20 protein-coding genes are annotated in these 18,527 nt (G+C 35.0%); 6 read left to right on the top strand and 14 right to left on the bottom strand.

Annotated features, from left to right (window positions below; translation table 11 throughout):
* Positions 1 to 4 precede the first annotated feature (4 nt).
* Positions 5 to 889 carry a GNAT family N-acetyltransferase gene (locus tag J2S05_RS16885; protein ID WP_306984857.1) on the top strand — a complete coding sequence of 295 codons (885 nt, stop codon included), beginning with the start codon at positions 5 to 7 and terminating at the stop codon, positions 887 to 889.
* A 37-nt stretch (positions 890 to 926) separates the two neighbouring features.
* On the opposite strand, the gene J2S05_RS16880 is transcribed toward J2S05_RS16885, so the two are convergent.
* Entirely contained in the window at positions 927 to 1,262 is a 336-nt protein-coding gene (locus tag J2S05_RS16880) for a winged helix-turn-helix transcriptional regulator (protein WP_306985217.1), read from the bottom strand.
* Positions 1,263 to 1,449: 187 nt separating this feature from the next.
* Between J2S05_RS16880 and J2S05_RS16875 the strand changes: the two genes are divergently transcribed.
* The 3 genes from J2S05_RS16875 (at position 1,450) to J2S05_RS16865 (ending at position 3,699) form a co-directional block, all read left to right on the top strand.
* The gene (locus J2S05_RS16875) at positions 1,450 to 2,418 is read left to right on the top strand and encodes an NAD(P)-dependent alcohol dehydrogenase (RefSeq protein ID WP_306984855.1); all 969 of its coding nucleotides are present in this window, start codon (positions 1,450 to 1,452) and stop codon (positions 2,416 to 2,418) included.
* Positions 2,419 to 2,646: 228 nt separating this feature from the next.
* Entirely contained in the window at positions 2,647 to 3,042 is a 396-nt protein-coding gene (locus J2S05_RS16870; RefSeq protein ID WP_306984853.1) for an NUDIX domain-containing protein, read from the top strand.
* Between the two features lie 15 nt (positions 3,043 to 3,057).
* Positions 3,058 to 3,699, top strand: coding sequence for an HAD family hydrolase (locus J2S05_RS16865; RefSeq protein ID WP_306984851.1), 642 nt, complete (start codon positions 3,058 to 3,060; stop codon positions 3,697 to 3,699).
* 194 nt (positions 3,700 to 3,893) lie between these two features.
* Here J2S05_RS16865 and J2S05_RS16860 read toward each other — a convergent pair whose 3' ends face one another.
* The 4 genes from J2S05_RS16860 to J2S05_RS16845 form a co-directional block, all read right to left on the bottom strand.
* Positions 3,894 to 4,292, bottom strand: coding sequence for a hypothetical protein (locus J2S05_RS16860; RefSeq protein ID WP_306984849.1), 399 nt, complete (start codon positions 4,290 to 4,292; stop codon positions 3,894 to 3,896).
* 743 nt (positions 4,293 to 5,035) lie between these two features.
* Positions 5,036 to 6,256, bottom strand: coding sequence for an alpha/beta hydrolase family protein (locus J2S05_RS16855; protein ID WP_306984847.1), 1,221 nt, complete (start codon positions 6,254 to 6,256; stop codon positions 5,036 to 5,038).
* Between the two features lie 198 nt (positions 6,257 to 6,454).
* The gene (locus J2S05_RS16850) at positions 6,455 to 7,102 is read right to left on the bottom strand and encodes a response regulator (RefSeq protein ID WP_306984845.1); all 648 of its coding nucleotides are present in this window, start codon (positions 7,100 to 7,102) and stop codon (positions 6,455 to 6,457) included.
* Entirely contained in the window at positions 7,099 to 8,322 is a 1,224-nt protein-coding gene (locus J2S05_RS16845) for a sensor histidine kinase (RefSeq protein WP_306984843.1), read from the bottom strand. Before J2S05_RS16845 ends, J2S05_RS16850 begins: the two co-directional genes overlap by 4 nt.
* A gap of 366 nt (positions 8,323 to 8,688) precedes the next feature.
* Here J2S05_RS16845 and J2S05_RS16840 point away from each other — a divergent pair, with 366 nt between their 5' ends.
* Both J2S05_RS16840 and J2S05_RS16835 read left to right on the top strand, forming a co-directional pair.
* Positions 8,689 to 8,859: a hypothetical protein gene (locus J2S05_RS16840; protein ID WP_306984841.1), complete on the top strand. Its 171-nt coding sequence runs from the start codon at positions 8,689 to 8,691 to the stop codon at positions 8,857 to 8,859.
* A gap of 277 nt (positions 8,860 to 9,136) precedes the next feature.
* A complete protein-coding gene (locus J2S05_RS16835; protein WP_306984840.1) occupies positions 9,137 to 9,628 on the top strand; it encodes a hypothetical protein in 492 nt (163 codons plus the stop codon).
* A 145-nt stretch (positions 9,629 to 9,773) separates the two neighbouring features.
* On the opposite strand, the gene J2S05_RS16830 is transcribed toward J2S05_RS16835, so the two are convergent.
* The 9 genes from J2S05_RS16830 to J2S05_RS16790 form a co-directional block, all read right to left on the bottom strand.
* Positions 9,774 to 10,166 (bottom strand): hypothetical protein, encoded by a 393-nt coding sequence (locus J2S05_RS16830; RefSeq protein WP_306984839.1) that lies wholly within the window; start codon positions 10,164 to 10,166, stop codon positions 9,774 to 9,776.
* Positions 10,167 to 10,195: 29 nt separating this feature from the next.
* Complete coding sequence (locus tag J2S05_RS16825; protein WP_306984838.1) at positions 10,196 to 10,717, bottom strand: GNAT family N-acetyltransferase; 522 nt, start codon at positions 10,715 to 10,717, stop codon at positions 10,196 to 10,198.
* A 102-nt stretch (positions 10,718 to 10,819) separates the two neighbouring features.
* On the bottom strand, positions 10,820 to 11,401 hold the full coding sequence (locus J2S05_RS16820) for a TetR/AcrR family transcriptional regulator (protein WP_306984837.1): 582 nt from the start codon (positions 11,399 to 11,401) through the stop codon (positions 10,820 to 10,822).
* A gap of 26 nt (positions 11,402 to 11,427) precedes the next feature.
* Positions 11,428 to 12,633, bottom strand: coding sequence for an MFS transporter (locus J2S05_RS16815; RefSeq protein ID WP_306984836.1), 1,206 nt, complete (start codon positions 12,631 to 12,633; stop codon positions 11,428 to 11,430).
* An 863-nt stretch (positions 12,634 to 13,496) separates the two neighbouring features.
* Complete coding sequence (locus tag J2S05_RS16810) at positions 13,497 to 14,588, bottom strand: ABC transporter permease (protein WP_306984835.1); 1,092 nt, start codon at positions 14,586 to 14,588, stop codon at positions 13,497 to 13,499.
* A complete protein-coding gene (locus J2S05_RS16805) occupies positions 14,585 to 15,292 on the bottom strand; it encodes an ABC transporter ATP-binding protein (protein ID WP_306984834.1) in 708 nt (235 codons plus the stop codon). The genes J2S05_RS16810 and J2S05_RS16805 overlap by 4 nt, the downstream gene beginning before the upstream one ends.
* 548 nt (positions 15,293 to 15,840) lie before the next feature.
* Positions 15,841 to 17,385 carry an NTTRR-F1 domain gene (locus J2S05_RS16800; RefSeq protein ID WP_306984833.1) on the bottom strand — a complete coding sequence of 515 codons (1,545 nt, stop codon included), beginning with the start codon at positions 17,383 to 17,385 and terminating at the stop codon, positions 15,841 to 15,843.
* A gap of 103 nt (positions 17,386 to 17,488) precedes the next feature.
* Positions 17,489 to 18,136: a hypothetical protein gene (locus J2S05_RS16795; RefSeq protein ID WP_306984832.1), complete on the bottom strand. Its 648-nt coding sequence runs from the start codon at positions 18,134 to 18,136 to the stop codon at positions 17,489 to 17,491.
* 72 nt (positions 18,137 to 18,208) lie between these two features.
* Entirely contained in the window at positions 18,209 to 18,454 is a 246-nt protein-coding gene (locus J2S05_RS16790) for a DUF1218 domain-containing protein (RefSeq protein WP_306984831.1), read from the bottom strand.
* Between the last annotated feature and the right edge of the window lie 73 nt (positions 18,455 to 18,527).

Below are 18,527 nucleotides of genomic sequence, written 5' to 3'. Positions count from 1 at the left end.
CATTATGGAGAATTTTAAATTAGTAAGCGATTATCGAGAGAATGAAAAGCTTAGAGACAGCTTTAATCAATTAGCAAAAGCAACGTTTCAAATAGATTTTAGTAAGTGGTTTAACAAAGGGTACTGGACCGATAAATATGTACCTTATTCATTAACTAATCAAAATGGAGATATCATTGCGAATGCTTCAATCTTTAAAATGAACATTGTGATTGATCATGTGTCATATAACGCCATTCAAATTGGGACTGTAATGACTGATGTTCGTTACCGTAATAAAGGTCTATCCAAAATTCTAATGACTGAGATAATGAATGCTCAAAAGGACTATTGTGATTTTATCTACCTATTTGCAAACGAATCTGTGCTTGAATTTTTTCCTAGATTCGGGTTTTCTCGAGTTGATGAAAGTGAATATAGTTTAAAGATCCATAATAGTCATTTGAATATAGCAATGAAAACTGATATAAGAAAGTTAGACGTTGACTCTGATATCATTTTGCTTGAAACAACCGCAATAAATCGCTACGTAAATAAGAGTAAAATCATTGTAGAGAATAATGAAGAGCTCTTAATGTTTTATTATTTAGTTGTGTTTCCTGAATCCATATACTACATTTCGGAATTAGAAGCTGTTGTCTTAATGGAACTTGAAGAGCGTACATTGCATATTTTTGATATTATCTCAACTAAAGAACAAGACACTTATACAGTGTTAAGTAAAGTAGTAGACGAGAAAATGGAACATGTTGTGTTTCACTTTGAACCAGATCATATTAAAGGGTTACACGTTGAAAAAGTTCAGACTGATGATGATGCACTGTTTTATCTATCAACTAGTCCCGTATTAGAAGGTCATTTCAAATTCCCAATTACATCACACTGTTAACGTTCAATTTATTAGTCCTCAATCATTGAGGACTTTTTTAGTCACCTTTCCTTTCTAGGTTTTTCTCTCCCCATAAATCAAGTTGTTCGTAGATCGGCATAAGTTCTAACCCAACTTCAGTTAATGAATACTCAACTTTAGGTGGAACTTCATTATATTGAACTCTTTGAACAATTCCATAATCAATCAATTCCTTTAGGGATTGATTAAGCATAGTTCCTGTAATACCTATTACCTGTCGCTTTAATTCGTTATACCGAATGATTCTATTACTGCACAATGCAGCAAGGATAGGTAAGTTCCATTTTCCTGATAAAACTTTTAGTGCGTAATGGGCTGAAGCTATCTCTTTATTTACGTGATTATTAGTCATCATGTATTCCTTTCTAGGTCATTTTTTTCTTACTTAGACAGTTTATTATGCGTACTTGTTATCTAGATCACTTTAATTATAATCAAATTAGGAAATCAAGTCATTGTTGGTTTTAACAATAAAAGGAGTGGTTGGTTTGATAAATATAGAAATCATTACGCTAGCTTTACTGGAGAGGTGTAATTAAATGACGACGAGTAAAAATAAGATGCGCGCTGCACAATACAACGACTATGGATCACCAGATGTTTTATACGAAGGTTATATAGCAAAACCAGCAGTAAAACCAGAGGAGGTACTCATTCGTATATATGGTACAAGTGTAAATCCTATGGACACGATGTTTCGATCAGGAAAACTGAAGATGTTAACAGGAAAAACATTTCCAAAAAGCACTGGAGTTGATTTTTCTGGTGAGATCGTTGAAATTGGATTAGGTGTCACACGTTTTCAAGTAGGCGATAAAGTGTGGGGTCTTCTACCAATGAACTTAAAAAGCCAAATGGGAACTGCTGCTGAATATGTATCGATAGTGCCAGAGCAATTATCCCTGAGTCCTACGAACATTGACCTTTTGCAAGCTGCGGCGCTGCCAGGAGTTGGTGCGACTGCTATCATTGCATTACGAACTAAAACAGAACTTAAAAGAGGTGAAAGATTGCTTGTGCGTGGTGCAAGTGGCGGAGTTGGCAGTCTAGCTGTACAAATTGGCCGCATGTTAGGTGCGCATGTGACTGCACTTGCGAGCGCAAAACATCTTCATTTTTTAAAGGACATCGGTGCAGATGAAGTGTTTGATTACTCGAAAACCTCCCCTGCTGATCTCGGAACGTTCGATGTTATTATGGACACCGTGGGCACAGACCTCAAACATTACAGACGCTTGCTTACAAACAATGGACGGATGGTCACTATTAGTTTTCCTAGTTTTGCTACATTCTCTTATATAGTAGGCTCAAGCATTTTTGGCTCTCGTAGAGTACGAACGTTTAGCGCGAATCCAAAATCCGAGCTTTTAAAGGAATTAGCAGGTTATGTAGATGCAGGCTATATTAAACCAATTATCGATAGTATTTACCCACTCTCCGATATTGCTGAAGCACATCGTTCTTTGGAAGCTGGCGGCGGGTGTGGAAAACGCATTATACAAATATAAGTAGTAGAAAATTTAGTACAATGAAGAATAAAGCGCTAATATTTATAGCGCTTTTTTATTAACAGATTTCTCATCCCCTTTTTGGCTTACACTTTTTATTTTTTTAGCCCTTGAAAAAGAAATAACTAGAATTCTCTTCTCTGATTATTTAAGAATAATTCGTAATCTTAATATCTTTTTTCTATATGATATACTAATTTTAACTATGTCATTTGGAGGAACAGGTACATGAAACCATCTGTTGGTGTTGGAGCATTAATACTTGATCAAGATAAAAATATATTGCTAGTCAAACGTAAAAGATCACCTGAAGCTGGTTGTTGGAGTTTACCCGGTGGAAAGGTAGATTACATGGAGACGATAGAGAATGCAGTAGTGCGTGAAATCAAAGAAGAGTTAAATATTGATATCACCGTAAAAGAACTCTTGTGTGTGACAAATCATATTATCAAATCAGAGGATATTCACTATGTCGCGCCAACCTTCCTAGCAGAAATCACCAGAGGCACTGTACATAATATGGAACCGCAAGCCTTGGAAAGTGTACAATGGTTTTCTATAAAAGATATCCCTAAAAATATTACTATCACTACTGATAACGCTCTTAAACATTTACTTATTTAATAATATGGAGGAAGTATGAAAGCAATTTTATTTGATCTAGATGGAACACTTCATGATAGTGAAAAATGGTATATTCAAGCTTGTTGCAACTGTATAGAGAGCTTCAGAAAGAGTACTCTTACAACTGAAGAAAAAAATTATTTAATTGGTAAGCCAATTACACGCATATTAAACGAATGGTTTAGTGGACAAGAAGAAATAATTCTTGAATCATTCTTTGAGCATTACGAAATGATTAATGGCCAAGTTGAAGAATATGCTGGTGTATATGAAATGTTAAGCGAATTAAAAAACAGAGGAATCAAAATGGGTATAGTTTCATCCAAATATAGAAGATATGTTGTTCAAGAACTTCAGAATACAAACCTCATTTCATTTTTTGATGTCATCGTCGGGTTAGATGATTGCACAAATCATAAACCCGATCCAGAGCCTTTATTAAAAGCAATGAGGACATTAAATCAAAAAGCTGAGGATTGTCTATATATTGGGGATCAACCTACAGATATTTTAGCAGCTTTTAATGCTGGAATTGAGGGGTATGGAGCACTGTGGGGAGAAGGGAAAATGAATGTGCTAGAAGCCGTGTCTCCAACAGGATTGCTTCATCATCCAAAGGATGTACTAACTATTAGTAATAAAATATCTTTATCATGATACACCACACATAGATAAAACCACACCGGATCGAACGATCTTTGTGTGGTTTTATCTATATGTTCATTTACTTCAGTGCGAGTATTTACTTGTAGATCTTTTTTAACAAAGAAAGCACCAAAGCTCTAAAGCCTTGAAAATACTATAACGGTTGAGAGGACTCGACAGCCACGAGTTAAACCTCACTAATTCTTTTATAGTTCTTTAAATTTATTCTGCGCCTGTACTAGAACGTATTGCTCAGTCCACATTTGAGTCGTTATAATTAGTTCTTCATTCGCTTTTTCAAAGAAAAAAGCAGAACCAACTTTCTCTTTGAAATCCCATCCTCTTGATTGAATCAGTTGTTTGATATTCTTATCTGATGTCCCGAAGCCTTCTTCTTTATTACTCTCGGTTAGATACCAGATGTAATCATCTAATTCTGCTATTTGTGCTACTTCATCATCAGATCTATTGAATGTATCAATTACAGTTCGTGCAGATAAATTTTCAATCGGAAGAGCAGGGTAAAAATAATAGGATTTAGTTATAAATAAAAACGCAGCTAAACTAATCACACATATACTTAAAAAAATTCCAAACCATTTCATTCAAGTCGCCCCTTATGTTTTATCTTTTTAAAAAGATTACACCCTCATATTTCTACCTCTTTTTCCATATTACACTATATTTATGTTCTTAAATCTTAATTCTTTATTAAGCTTCCGATCTACTTAATACACCATCCAATGCTGCATTAAATCATTCGATCTACCTTTTCAAATATATGTATATTCGCTATAATAACTTATACACTTTCATACTTTTTATTGGGGGTTCCTAATTGAAAAACGTAATACTTGCTATGCAAATTATTGTTTACTCTTTGTTTTTATTATTAGTCATTAAAGATTTCTTACCGAACTTACTAATTTTCAATACACTTACCACTCCTACTATCGTTGTATCCATGATTATACTTTCCTTAGTTGAGACAATTCTCAGCTCTACGACAAAAATCAAAACAAACAAAGAACATTTCTGGATAAGTTCCATTTCGATATCCTTATTCGTTTTATTGATAGTCATCTTTGTTCTTCAAGGGATCCAATCTCAATCTGGGCTAGTAAACCCAGTGTTGTTCTTACTTTTCATCTATACAATTTATGAAACACATAAGAATTATAAAGAAATGAAAAAAACTACTGAGCTACATAACGTATAAACTTTAATATTTCTTCTGAATAGACTCCTTTAACAACTTATATATCCCCAAAACAAGTAGGACCAAAGCTCTTTAGCCTTGGTCCTACTTATTTAAAACGATATTCGTCCCTGAGGACTCTAATGGCCATTAAGGCTTTATTATCATCTCAACACCTTCAAAATTGAGAGCTTCAATCTCCAACTCTTCTTTTAATAAATATTTATCAAAAAAAGCCTTCGTATAAGAGTTAATGATGTCGCGTTGTTCCAAGGCGTCCCTACTTCCTCTTGAGTCCTTATCCGTAGCCGTAAATAAAGAATCTGAAAAATCACCATGCGTCACATCATCAACGATGCCAAGATAGGTTTTCTCGCTGTTCGATTCAAGAAAAAATGCATTCGTATTATAGGCAAGCACGGTACCAAGTTGCATAAAAGGTTTCTTCAAATCACTGTCTAAAGCGCCTAACATATTACCATCAAGATTAACACCACCGATAAATCGCTCATCATCACGGCTGACAAGTACAGCTGTGGTCCCACCAAAAGAATGGCCAAATACCCCCATCCCAATATCAAGCTGTAGTCTACCTTCAAATATGGATTCAACGTCACCTGTATTCATTTTGTACAAATGATCGGCAACATAACTAATGTCCTCGCTTTGTAGATCAGCATATTTTGAAAAGTTTACTGCCCCTGGTGCTGATGTCAATTTTCTTGAGGTCTCAATCGCTTTCTCTTCATCGAACTTCTTTGACGTAATACTAAGTTGTAGCATAACCTTTTTAAGGAATTCAGATGCATAGTCAGATATATCTTCAAAAAACCTTTCTGACATTCCAACAGTTCGTCCATCCGTGAATTTAGACACACCAGATTCGGCATGCCCAACCGACACCACAATATAGCCAGCACTTGCTAAATCTTGGGCAAATAAAGTTCCCTGCTGTGGGTAAGCCCCAGCTCCGTGACTAAAGAATAGAACGGGATACTCGTTTTCCTTTTCGGATAGAGCCAAATCATCATATGACCAGGTTTTAAAATCTGTTTCAAAAAGCTGTTCACCTTCTGTTCCTAATCTGGTCGTTAGTTCATCCCTAAACGAATGAAACTCTGGGAATGCATATTCTGCTGTTTCTTTGTCTTCATTGCTATCAGAGGGATAGAAAAATAGTGCTGTAATTTCCCTTTCTGAGTTGTCTGATGCTGTGTGTTTGAAATCCATCTGTGTACGCCCAACTGTATATTCTCCAACTGGTTTCGGAAATTCTTTTTGAATTGTAAAATTGTTATCTCTTCCAAAAATGAGATACAAAATTATAGCTAATACAATGATCAGAGTGCCCACTAAAAGTAGTTTTTTCATATGTTGTCCTCCAGTAAATCATGTTGTTATGGTAGATTCATTTTGCAAATATAATGATCATTATGGTGGCTATCCTGTCACGAACCATTCACTCCTCTTTATTTCTATACGATTAGTATAAACAAAGTTGAAAAACAAAAAATCGTACAAAAGGGCAATCCCCTGCTGTACGAATGGGCAAATATATATCAATGTGAATTATAATTGTAAGATGCCATACTCTACTGCTACGGCAACGGCTTGGGACCTTGAATTCACACCTAACTTATTATAAATACTAGTTAAATGAGTTTTTACAGTACGTTCAGATATACCCATGTCGAAGCCAATTTCTTTACTTCGAAATCCACGAGAGATCGCTTTTAGTACAATCAGTTCTTTATTTGATAGAGAGACTTTTGATGAGTGAGATTGTTTTTCCGGTGCTGATATCTTGTTCGCAAATACTTTTTCCGCTATTTCTGGTAGGAGCAATGTTTCACCTAGTGCTGCTGCATCAATTGAGCGAAATATCATTTCCCTCCCTGTATCTTTAAGCAAATACCCTTTGGCACCTAACTCCAGTCCACGAATCATCATTTCATCTTCGTTATATGTAGTCAAGATAATGACTGGAATAGTGAGTCCCTTTGCATTAAGCACATTAATGGCTCCTAATCCGTCCATTTCTGGCATATTTAAATCCAATAAGATAACATCCGGATGAGAAGTCTCTGCCATTTTTACAGCCTCCACACCATTAGAGGCTTCTGCAACTACTGCATACTTAGGATTAGTCTCCAAAATTAGCTTAAGTCCTTCACGAACGACAAAATGATCATCTACTATAAGAACATTAATTGTCATAAATCAGTTTCCTCCTGTTGTAATGGAATGCGAACTGAAACGTCTGTACCTTGCTTTCCACTGTTTATTTTCATATCTCCTCCAAGAATTCTAACGCGTTCATATAATCCAATTAAACCATAGCTACCTGATTGCTGTTCAATTAGCTTAGTATCAAAACCTAAACCATCATCTGTTACTTTTAGTTCAAGTACATTCTTCTCGCATGTAATAAAAACTTCTACCTTCGATGCATTAGAATGTTTAGCTGTGTTTGCTAAACATTCTCGGATGATGTGTAAACTATGTTCAAAAATTAACTTTGACACTTCTGGTGGATGAGGCATTACTTGTGTAGAAATAGAAATACCTGTTGTATTTCGAAAGTGTTCAGCCTCTATTTTCACCGCTTTCGAAATATCTAGCTCCTCTGCCGAATACGAACGTAAGTCATCAATTGCCGTTCTAGCTTCTGAAAGCGTACGTTTTGCTTGCGCTTTTGATCGCTGAACAATCTCATGGGCACGTTTTTCATTGCCATTTTTTAATTGTGCATCCACCGCATCCAACTGCATGATGAGCCCGGCCACACCTTGTGCCAAAGTATCATGTAAATTACGTGCCATTCTTTGACGTTCGTTAGCTATGGTTAGTTCTTCGACTTTCCTATGTGATTGCTCCAATTCATGTAAAAACAATTGAGTTCGTACCTTCGCCCGTACTTGTTTATAAAACAAAGACGCATACCCTATAACAAAAAACATAATGAACAAAAGCGATGGCACGTTTGCTAATACATTCTCGTTCGGATCAAACCAAATAATCGAAAAAGAAAATAACGTACAGTAAAAGGCACACACTAAGAAAACCTTCATTCTCTTTAAGTAGACGCCAATGCTTTGCCCTGCTAAAGCTGTCAAAAGGCTCACAAAAATTTCTGAGTGAGCGTTAGGCATAACAAAGGCGCACCCCCAGACAACAAGTCCCTGTATCAAGAAATAAATCCAAGGACCCTTAGCAACAATGGATCCTGCATACCAATGTAGAAGAGAATGTATCAGAATAAAAGCTGTAAAACTAATCAATTCGAACCAAGTAGAAATCACGGAAAACTGGGTGTATATCACAGAAAAATAAACTAGAACAACCCAGATTAAAGCGGGAACACGAGAATCGTTTAGAATGTTCTGGCTATCAGACTGAGAGCTATTAAATGCTATGTTTTTCATATGAACATTCATAAATGACCACCTTACGTATGAGGTTTGGGTTTAAGCATGATAAGGATGCCTAAATAAATCAAATTGTATTCTACGAAGGTCATAAGATTTCTTAAAATAGCTAAATCCTACTGACCTTTCATACTCTTTAATTTTATCCGCTGTTCTTCTACCAATTCAAAATTTGTTGTTCAATTATCCACTAATTTCTTAGTATATCAATATCTCTGCAGTTTTGTCTTAACTTATAAGAGGCCTAAATTTTTCTTAAACGTTAATTGAAACGTTTGCTGTTGTGAAAACATGTAGAAAGAATGTTTACTCCGCTTACGATATAGTGTACTATTTAATTAATACACCATACCATAAGTATTGGAGGAGAAAACTATGGATAAAAGCGAACATAACGTAACACTTCAACAACTTAAAGGGAAAGTCATTTCTGACCTAGAAATCACAGAAGCTGCTGTCGTCTTGAAATTTGAGGATAATACATTCTTAGATATTTATTTAGATCAAGAAAAACAAGTAATAAAAACTTCTACGAATAAATTGTGATGAATGCTAGAAGGACATTAAAAGGAGTATATCTATGTTTAGATATACTCCTTTTATAGTCTTAAAACTATTATGCTTGATGCCACTCCAATTGCAGGAGTCACAAAAAAGCTCCAAAGCTCTGAAAACCTTGATGCTAATTCTTACTTCTATGTGATTGAAAGATGTCGAACCTCCACGAGTTTAACCTCATCCCCAAAATAGAAATAACATTTCTTGTATCTTTTCCTCTATGAGTTATTATAATCTAATATGTGTCATAAATCAGGAGGTACGTATGAGGAAGCTGATATTATTACTCTTGTATGTCTTAACGGCTGGGATCTTTCTTTTGTGTCATCTAACAGCTAGCTCAACCGTACCTTTTAGCGCTGGAAATGGAAATGTAGCCTTATATTTTATTATCATATTAATACCTATTCTAATTGGTATTGTTTATCTACTATCGGACTTTTTAAGACATTTAGTGATAAATAAAAAGCATCTGAACATCATAATACTCCTTTTAATTACGCAGATTTGTCTCGGGATTTTTTATCAATATAATCAGTTAGACAATTACAGAGATACCTTAGCAAATGCATACTTCGATTATTTTGGATACCATGATATGGAGTATATTCATATGATCACAGTCGGTTTTAGTAGTCAATTAAATAATCAATATTTTAATCTAAATACTTGGTTTATGTTCTTATCATTCACCATTTTAAGCTCTTTAGTAGTTAATCCCATTAAAAAGATTATAAATCACCTTACAACTCGGTAAAGTATTTTTACATGATTAATAATTCACTGTTTAATTTCCAACGATATTGTTATTAACTTCTAGTGGTACTATTTCATTTATTAAAAATATCAAAAAGCTGTTTCACTATTTCTTAAGTAGGTTGGCGTTCAGAGTTTTTGTTTTATTACCCTTCTACCAATGCATAATAATAATGTGATTCTCCACTATCTTCTACAATCAGAACATCATCTCGTTCTTTTGCTTCATAAATAATTGAGCCTACCGTTAACTTATTTGCCATCTCATTTGAATAATCATAGTTTCCTTCCATTGCTTGTTCTTTTATTTCTCCCACTTGATCGCCTTTCGTTAACGTTAATTCATCTACCCAATCAATGTTCGTATTATATATAACTCCGTTGTACATCAAAATGTCAGCTTCTGAATTCCCTTTAAAAATCTCTTCTGCTGTCGGATTTTCTTCACTGTTTGAAATGATCACTGGCTCGCTGTTATTAGAACAGCCTACGAATATTAGGGCTAACCCAATATAAAATACATTAATCATTTTTTTCATGCAGCACCTCTTTCAATGTAAAAACTGACTTAAAAGTTAAAGTAATAATAGATATCAGAATTGCCTCTTTCAGACGTGAACTCATAATTTCTTGTATCTAACCCACCAATCTCAAATCCGTACTTCAAATAAAATTTATTTGCAGCAAGGTTATAAGCTTGAGCGATGGTACTTAATCCTTTACAGTTCTTTTTTGAGGCTATGGTGATTGCGAAATCAAGCATGTCTTTTGAAATTCCACTCCGTCGATAATTCGCATTTACTTTAAGGTCACTTAGATAGCAATATTTATTCCAGCCCGTTTCAAATATTGCTAATCCAACACATTGATCTTGATCAAATGCGGCAACCGCAAAACCATTTTCATTTATTGTCTCAAATGAGTAGTTCTCTTCTGGAAATACCTTTTCCTTCGGCTCATTAAAATATTTCTCGTGATACTCCCATTTGTCATTTGGCTTAGTAACCACTAGTTCACCAAATAACTGGAATGTTTCGTTAGGCAGTTTCAAACAATCTTTCGTCTCTTCTGTGACTAGTTCAATTTTCAATGTCGTACCTCCCTATCATCTAAAATAATTTATTGATTTCAGTATACTTTACATTAAGAGGTGTCTAACCACCATATCAATGTCTACTATTAAGAGTTTTCGTCATGATCTAATTCCTCTCCAAAATATAATCCAAGCCCCTTTCACTTGAAGATGTGCTTCTTCAAATAGTTTAGAACTTAAACTTAATCCTTCTATCAGAGAAAAATAACTGGATGTAATATTCTCTGCTTGTAGCTCATTACTGATTTCACCGTTACATTGTCCCTGCCTAATCAGTTCTATAAAAAGTCGATCAACCTTCTCTGAACAATACTTTAGCATCGACTTTATTTTTTCTTTGCTCTCGACTGGTGGGTATTGAGTGATTTGATTATAAATTTTATTGGAAGGATCATTTTCATCTGTATTATCTTCTATATATTTCAAAAAACATCTGTAAAGTGTTGTCTCTACATTGTCTCCCTCTCTCTCATTCAGTGAGTTTTCTATATAGTGTATATAATCTTCGGTCATCGTTTCTAAGACATCATTTAACAAGCTTTCTTTATTCTCATAATGAGAATAAAAAGAAGATTTTTTGATTCCTACCTTTTTTACAATTTGAGAAATAGACGTTCCTTCATAGCCAAGTTGTGCAAATAGCTCCACACTGTGCATCTTTATTAAATCTTTTGTGTGCAAACCATACCCTCTCCTTTGATAAAAAATTATATAGCTTTAAATTCTTTTCCTTTAATGAATAATACCAATGTCACTATTAACCCTAAGGCTCCTGATATAAATAAAATCCACTGGATGTCGTAACCTGCTGAAACTAAACTACTGATTAATCCATACGCAATTGGATCAAACCCATTCATGGCTAAAAAAATCAGACTCATTACTCTGCCCATTAAACGAATATCTGTCGTCTCTTGAACAGCAGTAAAAATAGGGATGAAAACAAATGACATTGAAAAACCTACTAAAAACAGAATGATTGTTAACATAATCAAATTGGGAGATAAACTAAAGATAACAAAAAACACTAGGGTAGAAAACAGCCCTATTAGTGAGGCACGGCCTTTTTTGTTTATTTTTTTATAGCTTAATATCAATGTCCCTACAACCAAACCTACCCCTAGACTTACTTCCATATAACTTAAGTTAATTGGACTTCCTCCATGTATATCCACTAATACTGGAATGGATATGTGTAAAGCTCCAAACACAAAGAAGTTTAAAGAAATTAAGACAAGGATGCCCGTTAACAAAAACTGAGATGAGCGTACAAATTTGAATCCATCTAATAAATCTTTAAATGGACTTTGTTTACTTGTGATCTCGACGGCTGCTTCTTTAATTAGTGGAGGAAACACAAATATAGCTGAAATGAAGACAAGAATGGTTGCAACCAAATAGCTTTCCGCAACCCCCATAGACTCCATTATAATACCTGCAAGAATTGGTCCAACGATAAAAGAAACTTGATCCACACCTTGGAAATATGCATTCGCTTGTTGTAATTGGGACTTGTGAACGGCTTTCGGAATCATAGAAGAGCTTGCTGGTCCAAAGAATGCATCTAACATTCCAAAGAATGCAGATAAGATGATCAACATAAGTAGAGTCATTGAGTCTATTGCCACTAACCAATATATAACAAACAACAATATACCTTGAATCAAGTTTGTCCCAAACATTATCGTTGTTTTTTTGTATTTATCCGCTAATACACCACCAAAGGTGATCATAATTAATCTAGGTACGGTTGCTGCTATCAATACAACTCCTAGGATTTCTGGTGATCCTAACTCAGTGACAACATACCAAGTCGTTGTTGTTAAGAACATGCTAAATCCTACAACTGCAAAAATCCCAGCTATCAATAACAGCATGTACGTTTTATTTTTAAATAAAGATACTTGTTCCATTATAATTCTCCTTCGTTACACTCTTTAACGACCGACCGGTCGTTCTCGATAAAAGTATAACTAAAGCTTCACAAATTGTAAAGTAAAAGAAAGTATACTCAGCTAAGTTCGCTATATATCAAATAGAAAATAAAATGGCCCCATTCTTTTATTAGTTTTAACTATAGTAAATAAAAAGATGCCTATTCATTATTTAAAAACCGTATTTAATGTAATTACTAGTCTTATTTAGACCAGTTTACTCACTTAATGAAGAGTATTATTAGTATACAGACTATGACTCATTTCAACTATAGGAGGTAACCATTATAGAATCTTCTAAGATTGAATTTAATTTTAGCAATAATATTGAGAAAAAAATTCTTATAATTGCACATGATACAAAAGAAAATATAAAGTTTTTATATGAACTGCCGATTCTATTAACGGTTGAGAATCAGATTGGTATTAATAAATTAAATTACTCACACAGAGAACTATTACTCCTAGAAACTAAGCGAGGTGTTGTAGCTCAGGATAACCTCATGTGCTTAGAAAACAAGAGGCATATTACTGTATCTCTTAAATATGCAAATAAATTAATTAAATTAGGAGAATTAGAGATGAATATTGAAGAAATGAAAAAAATTAATAACCGTGTTCAAGTCTTAATTGATTTAGTTGAGTCATAAGTCTTTTAGGGACGGTGTAAAAGGACGGTAATTAAGTAACAAAAAGCACCAAAGCTCTGAAAGCCTTGGTACTCTAAAAGTAGCAGATGAAGGGGGTAAAACCTCACCACTCCCTCAATGCCGCGTTTATTTATGCTAAATACCCTATTTCTTTATCACAATTTCACTCCATATTTGGATGTTAAACACTCGTTAATGAAAAAAGAAGATCTGAATAAACATAACAAACATAAAAATATATAACTGGATTAAAACACCTCTCCTTTTAATGTGCTTTTTCGCATCGTTTATCATATCATCATCAATAGGAAAGTGGAGTGGGATAAATTCTTTTCCTGAGCCAATTCCTTGTGAGAATTGCAATGTATTAAAATAAATCAATACAGCTAACAGTGGGATAAGAATGAATAAGCTCTTAAAATAAACGATCAGGAAGACGGTTAAGAGAATCACTCGAACAAAGTTTCGGCTGGTCTCTGTCCCTCTTATTGTTGATCGCACTAATAGGTAGACTATTGGATTCTCATTCTTCTTAAAAAAGGCTAATGGTAAAATATTTCTAAAAGATGACTGATTTGACTTTATATCTATAAAACTACTTAAAAAAATCTGACCTACTTTTCTCGTTTTCTCTTCAGACTTCATTAGTCTCTTCCAAGAATGAATAGGAAAAATCCTATTTCTACTATAAAGTATACCAATAAGTATGATACCTATTATAATGGCAACACCAAAGATGACAGGTGCTTCTAGTAATAAAAGAAAACAAACTCCAACACAAGCCATGTGAAGTCCAAAGAATAACTCTGTTCTTTTTGTACTCGTGCTAATGATCATAACCAGAAACAGAATGTGCAAAATACCTATGAGTTGTATGAAAATAAAAAGAGTCGCCAGTTCGCCCATATTTAAAGAAAGTGCGTATAGTAAAAACAAGGTAAACAAAGCAACCTTTATCGATTGAATGGTCAGGTTATAAAGTAAACAATAAATCAAATAACCTTCCATCCCTTTTACTTTAGGAGCTAAATAAATCTCATCAAACTCACTAATATAGCTAACGATGCCTCTATTGAGTGTTAAAAAAAGAAAGAGACCGGTAAGAATGAAAGATTGATAGAACGAATGAAGATTGCCATCTTGTAGTACCATGATAACGACATACACCAATAACATAATAAATGGTACTAACGCAAACACACCACTATGTCCCAACACTTTGACAAGAATTTTACTATTTTGTTGCATTGAATTATGGAATCGTTCAATAAATAAATCCTTCATTTTTTATCCTCAATGATTGAAAAGAAAATATCCTCTAACGTTACATCTTTCATATGAACAGCAGACAGGTAAGGAACATCATTATAAAACTTTTGGTTTCCTTCATGTAAAACAATGACCCTATCACACAAGCTTTCCGCTATATTCAACATGTGAGTTGAAAGGATAATTCCTACACCTTCTTCTTTAAGTCTAATAAGATCCTCCATAAAGTATTTTAACCCTCGTGGATCTAAACCCATAAAGGGTTCATCAATAACAAGAAATGTTGGATTTGAGATCATTGCACTAATAATCGAAACCTTTTGTTGTGTACCTTTTGATAAAGCGTAAGGATATTTGTTCATGTGGGCTTGAATTGAATATCTGTCTATTAGAGCATTTAAATAATCGTCCTTATCAATTTGATAAATCCTCTTTATAAATTCAAAATGTTCGTTAACAGTCAGGTTCGGATAAAGCTGTGGTTTATCAGGAATAAGAGCGAGTTTGTCTCTCTGACTATACCAATCTTGCTTGTTAATGGTGACATCACCATCCATAGGTTTTAAGGTGCCTATAATGTGGCGAAGTGTTGTGCTTTTCCCTGCTCCATTCAAACCGACTAAACCAATGATTTCTCCAGTGTGAATATCAAATGAAATGTCTCTTATGATTTTTCGAGTAAGATATCCACCACTAACATGGTTTAAGCTTAAAATCATCCAAATGACTCCCTCAATGCGTTATTTTATAATTCTGATTAGGTTACCTCAGGTTTCTTATGTAGTTAATAATTTCAACAACCACTTCTTTTTTCCTTCTCAAAAATATAAGTACTTTCTCCTTGCTTATCTCATGGAAAGAATAATGTTATTTCCAATTATATACTCCGAAAATTTTAAAAGTACCAAAACTCTAAAAAGCCTTGGTACTAATTGGCTGCGGTTGAGAGGCATCGAACCTCCACGGGTTCCACCTCACTAGGCCCCAAAGACAAGGAAACATGTTATCTGCTGCAAACACGTACATCACTTACATTAATTAACACTAATTCAAATAAAATCACTTAATTAGTATATATCGGTTAAGAATTGGATAACTACAAATACCTTATTCTTCGCCACTTGGAGACCCATTATAACTATTGCCCATGTGAGATATACGAACATTAGATGGTTTAAAATTAAATGTTAGAAGTATATTAATTACCAATATATTCATAAGTTTTATTTCTAGAAAGCTTTTGAACACTGAACAATAAACTAACTAGTTAAGATGATGATGTAAAGAAAATGGAACCACTCATATATATAAACTGTTGTAAAGCCTGTGCTGTTACTCCTATGTCAGACCATCCCCCAACGATAGTTAAGTTAGTACCTGCAGGTATCAAGGTATTTAAACTATTATTTATTGCAGATAATATGGTCGAAGTTGGATTTGAGACACCAGGTAAAAAGCCAGAACCTGAATAAGTTATAGTAGTTGGGTTAATCGTAAAATTAAATGTTCCTGTATCTGCGCTAGCTACTGCTACATATGGTCTGAAATCGGTTCCGATAGATGGCGTAAACGCAGCATAATTATTAAATACACAAGATATACCTGTAATGATTACATCATCGGGGAATGAGAAGAAAAATTGAAAATTATCGGTTGAAAAAGGAACAGTAAAAATACTTCCAGATGAGAGTGTCAAATCGCTACTGGTTCTGCCAAATGATAATAAGTTTATGTTTGTAGAAACCCCAGCTACATTAGTGCTAGGAAAAGCAGTTCCTCTGCCGGCCCCACCTGCAGAAGAAAACACCACAGGGAAACCTGATTGAGCTAATGGTCCAGTTGCTCCGGTTACTCCCGTTGCTCCCGTTACTCCTGTTGCTCCTGTTACTCCTGTTGCTCCTGTTACTCCCGTTGCTCCTGTTACTCCTGTCGCTCCTGTCGCTCCTGTCGCTCCTGTTACTCCTGTCGCTCCTGTTACCCCTGTTGCTCCCGTTGCTCCTGTTACTCCCGTCGCTCCTGTTGCTCCTGTTACTCCTGTCGCTCCTGTTGCTCCCGTTGCTCCTGTTACTCCCGTCGCTCCTGTTGCTCCTGTTACTCCAGTTATTCCTGTTGCTCCCGTCGCTCCCGTTACTCCCGTCGCTCCTGTTATTCCTGTTGCTCCCGTTACTCCTGTTGCTCCCGTTACTCCTGTTACTCCGGTCGCTCCTGTTGCTCCTGTCGCTCCTGTTACTCCCGTTGCTCCTGTTACTCCCGTTGCTCCTGTTATTCCTGTTGCTCCCGTTACTCCTGTTACTCCTGTCGCTCCTGTTACTCCCGTTGCTCCGGTCGGCCCTGTTGGACCTCGTGTAATACCATCCAATTGCAAAAAGCCGACATCATCTATTAATATGTTGGATGCATTTATTTGTGGTAACGTGTTAATAAGAATAAGAGCTTGAGTAGCTCCCAATGGTGCAGGCAAAGTTGTTTGATTGACATCCAACCATGTATTATTAGGTACGCGTTGTGGAGGTATACTTGTAAGAAGTCCGTAAGAAATAAAGTTAAATGAAGCATCATAATAATTTACAGTTAAACTTAGTGGGGCTGCTAGTAATGTAGGTGATACTTTTGAAATGGATACATAAAATTGATAGGTCTCACCTGGCTCTACATTTAAGATTTGATAGATAAATGCATTAGTATTAGTGTTATTAAATTGAACACTAAAAAAGCCAGAATGACTATAAGTCGAAGTAATTCCCGCATTTAAACCTATCCAAGGTGATAAATGACCTGTTTCGAATCCTCCATTGATAATTCGATTAACCATCCAAAGCCCTCCCTATTTTATCTTGGCATCTTAACCTAATAGATGCCTTAATATTCTATGAGAACTTTTAAATGATGAACCTTATTACGCCTATTATAGTTATTTAAGAGACTGCATCTATATTAATAGCTTCCTGCTCATACCTTTCTACATCTTCTTCCGTCAGAATAAATGTCCAGGCGTTTGGTTCTGTAAATGATAAGACCTTCCCTTCATAAATGAATTCTCCAACCCATTCACCTTCAATATAGAATTCTGCTTGTTCTTCGCTTGCTTCAATGACTCTTTCCTCGCTATTTTGCCAAGAGATTCCACCTCTTCCGATCTTCGTGGCATCCATACTTGCTACTTCCATTGCAGCACGATCTGAATAAAAGTAAACAGTGGTCATTAAATTAATAGCATCCACTTCGTCTCCTTGTGTTCCTAAATATAAACTATAGCCATCCACAGGAATTTCTTCCTCATCATCTGTTCGTATAGCCTCCAAAAGAGAACTTGCAAGGTAATGTCTAGTATGCCCTTCCTTTTGTTCTTCCTCTTTGAATTTCCTGACATAGGACAGCATGGTTTCTATTTGATCTCTATCTAATTTAGCAATTGTTTGCAGGTCACGATCTCCAATATCATCAATATGTATCTCAATCCCATATTCCTGTTCAAGTTCTTCCACTTCATTTTGAAGTTGATTGCAGCCAATTAAACCGAAACTTAGTAACAGAAATGTTGAGTAAGTTAACGTTTTATTCATACCTATGCCCCTTGTTTTCTTTATTTTTCATGCGCAATCATTTCCATATAATTTAATTAAAACCAAATTATTCTACAAATTTTTCTGATCTGAATTCTTTAATGCTCCCCATACTAATAAAGCGACACCTACAATAGCAATAATAATAGATAGTAGTAAAAGTAAGGTGGAAAAGCTATGAGTCGATAAAATCTGTTCATAGGTTCCCTCACTACCACTACTCTGCCCATTTGATAAGATTGCTGTTACTATATATCTCGTCATAAGCGTTATGATTGACGCTAGCACTAATATTGATCCGCTTATCATTTTCTCCAAGTTAACTTCCTCCTATTAGTTTGAAAATCCCAAAATTTTGTTATGAGCGGATTGATAAGTGAAGACTACTTTC

It is taken from the genome of Alkalicoccobacillus murimartini, from assembly GCF_030813245.1.
Lineage (GTDB): Bacteria > Bacillota > Bacilli > Bacillales > Bacillaceae_D > Alkalicoccobacillus > Alkalicoccobacillus murimartini.
Note: the sequence above shows the minus strand (reverse complement) of the source record. Positions and strands in the feature narration are given on the sequence as shown.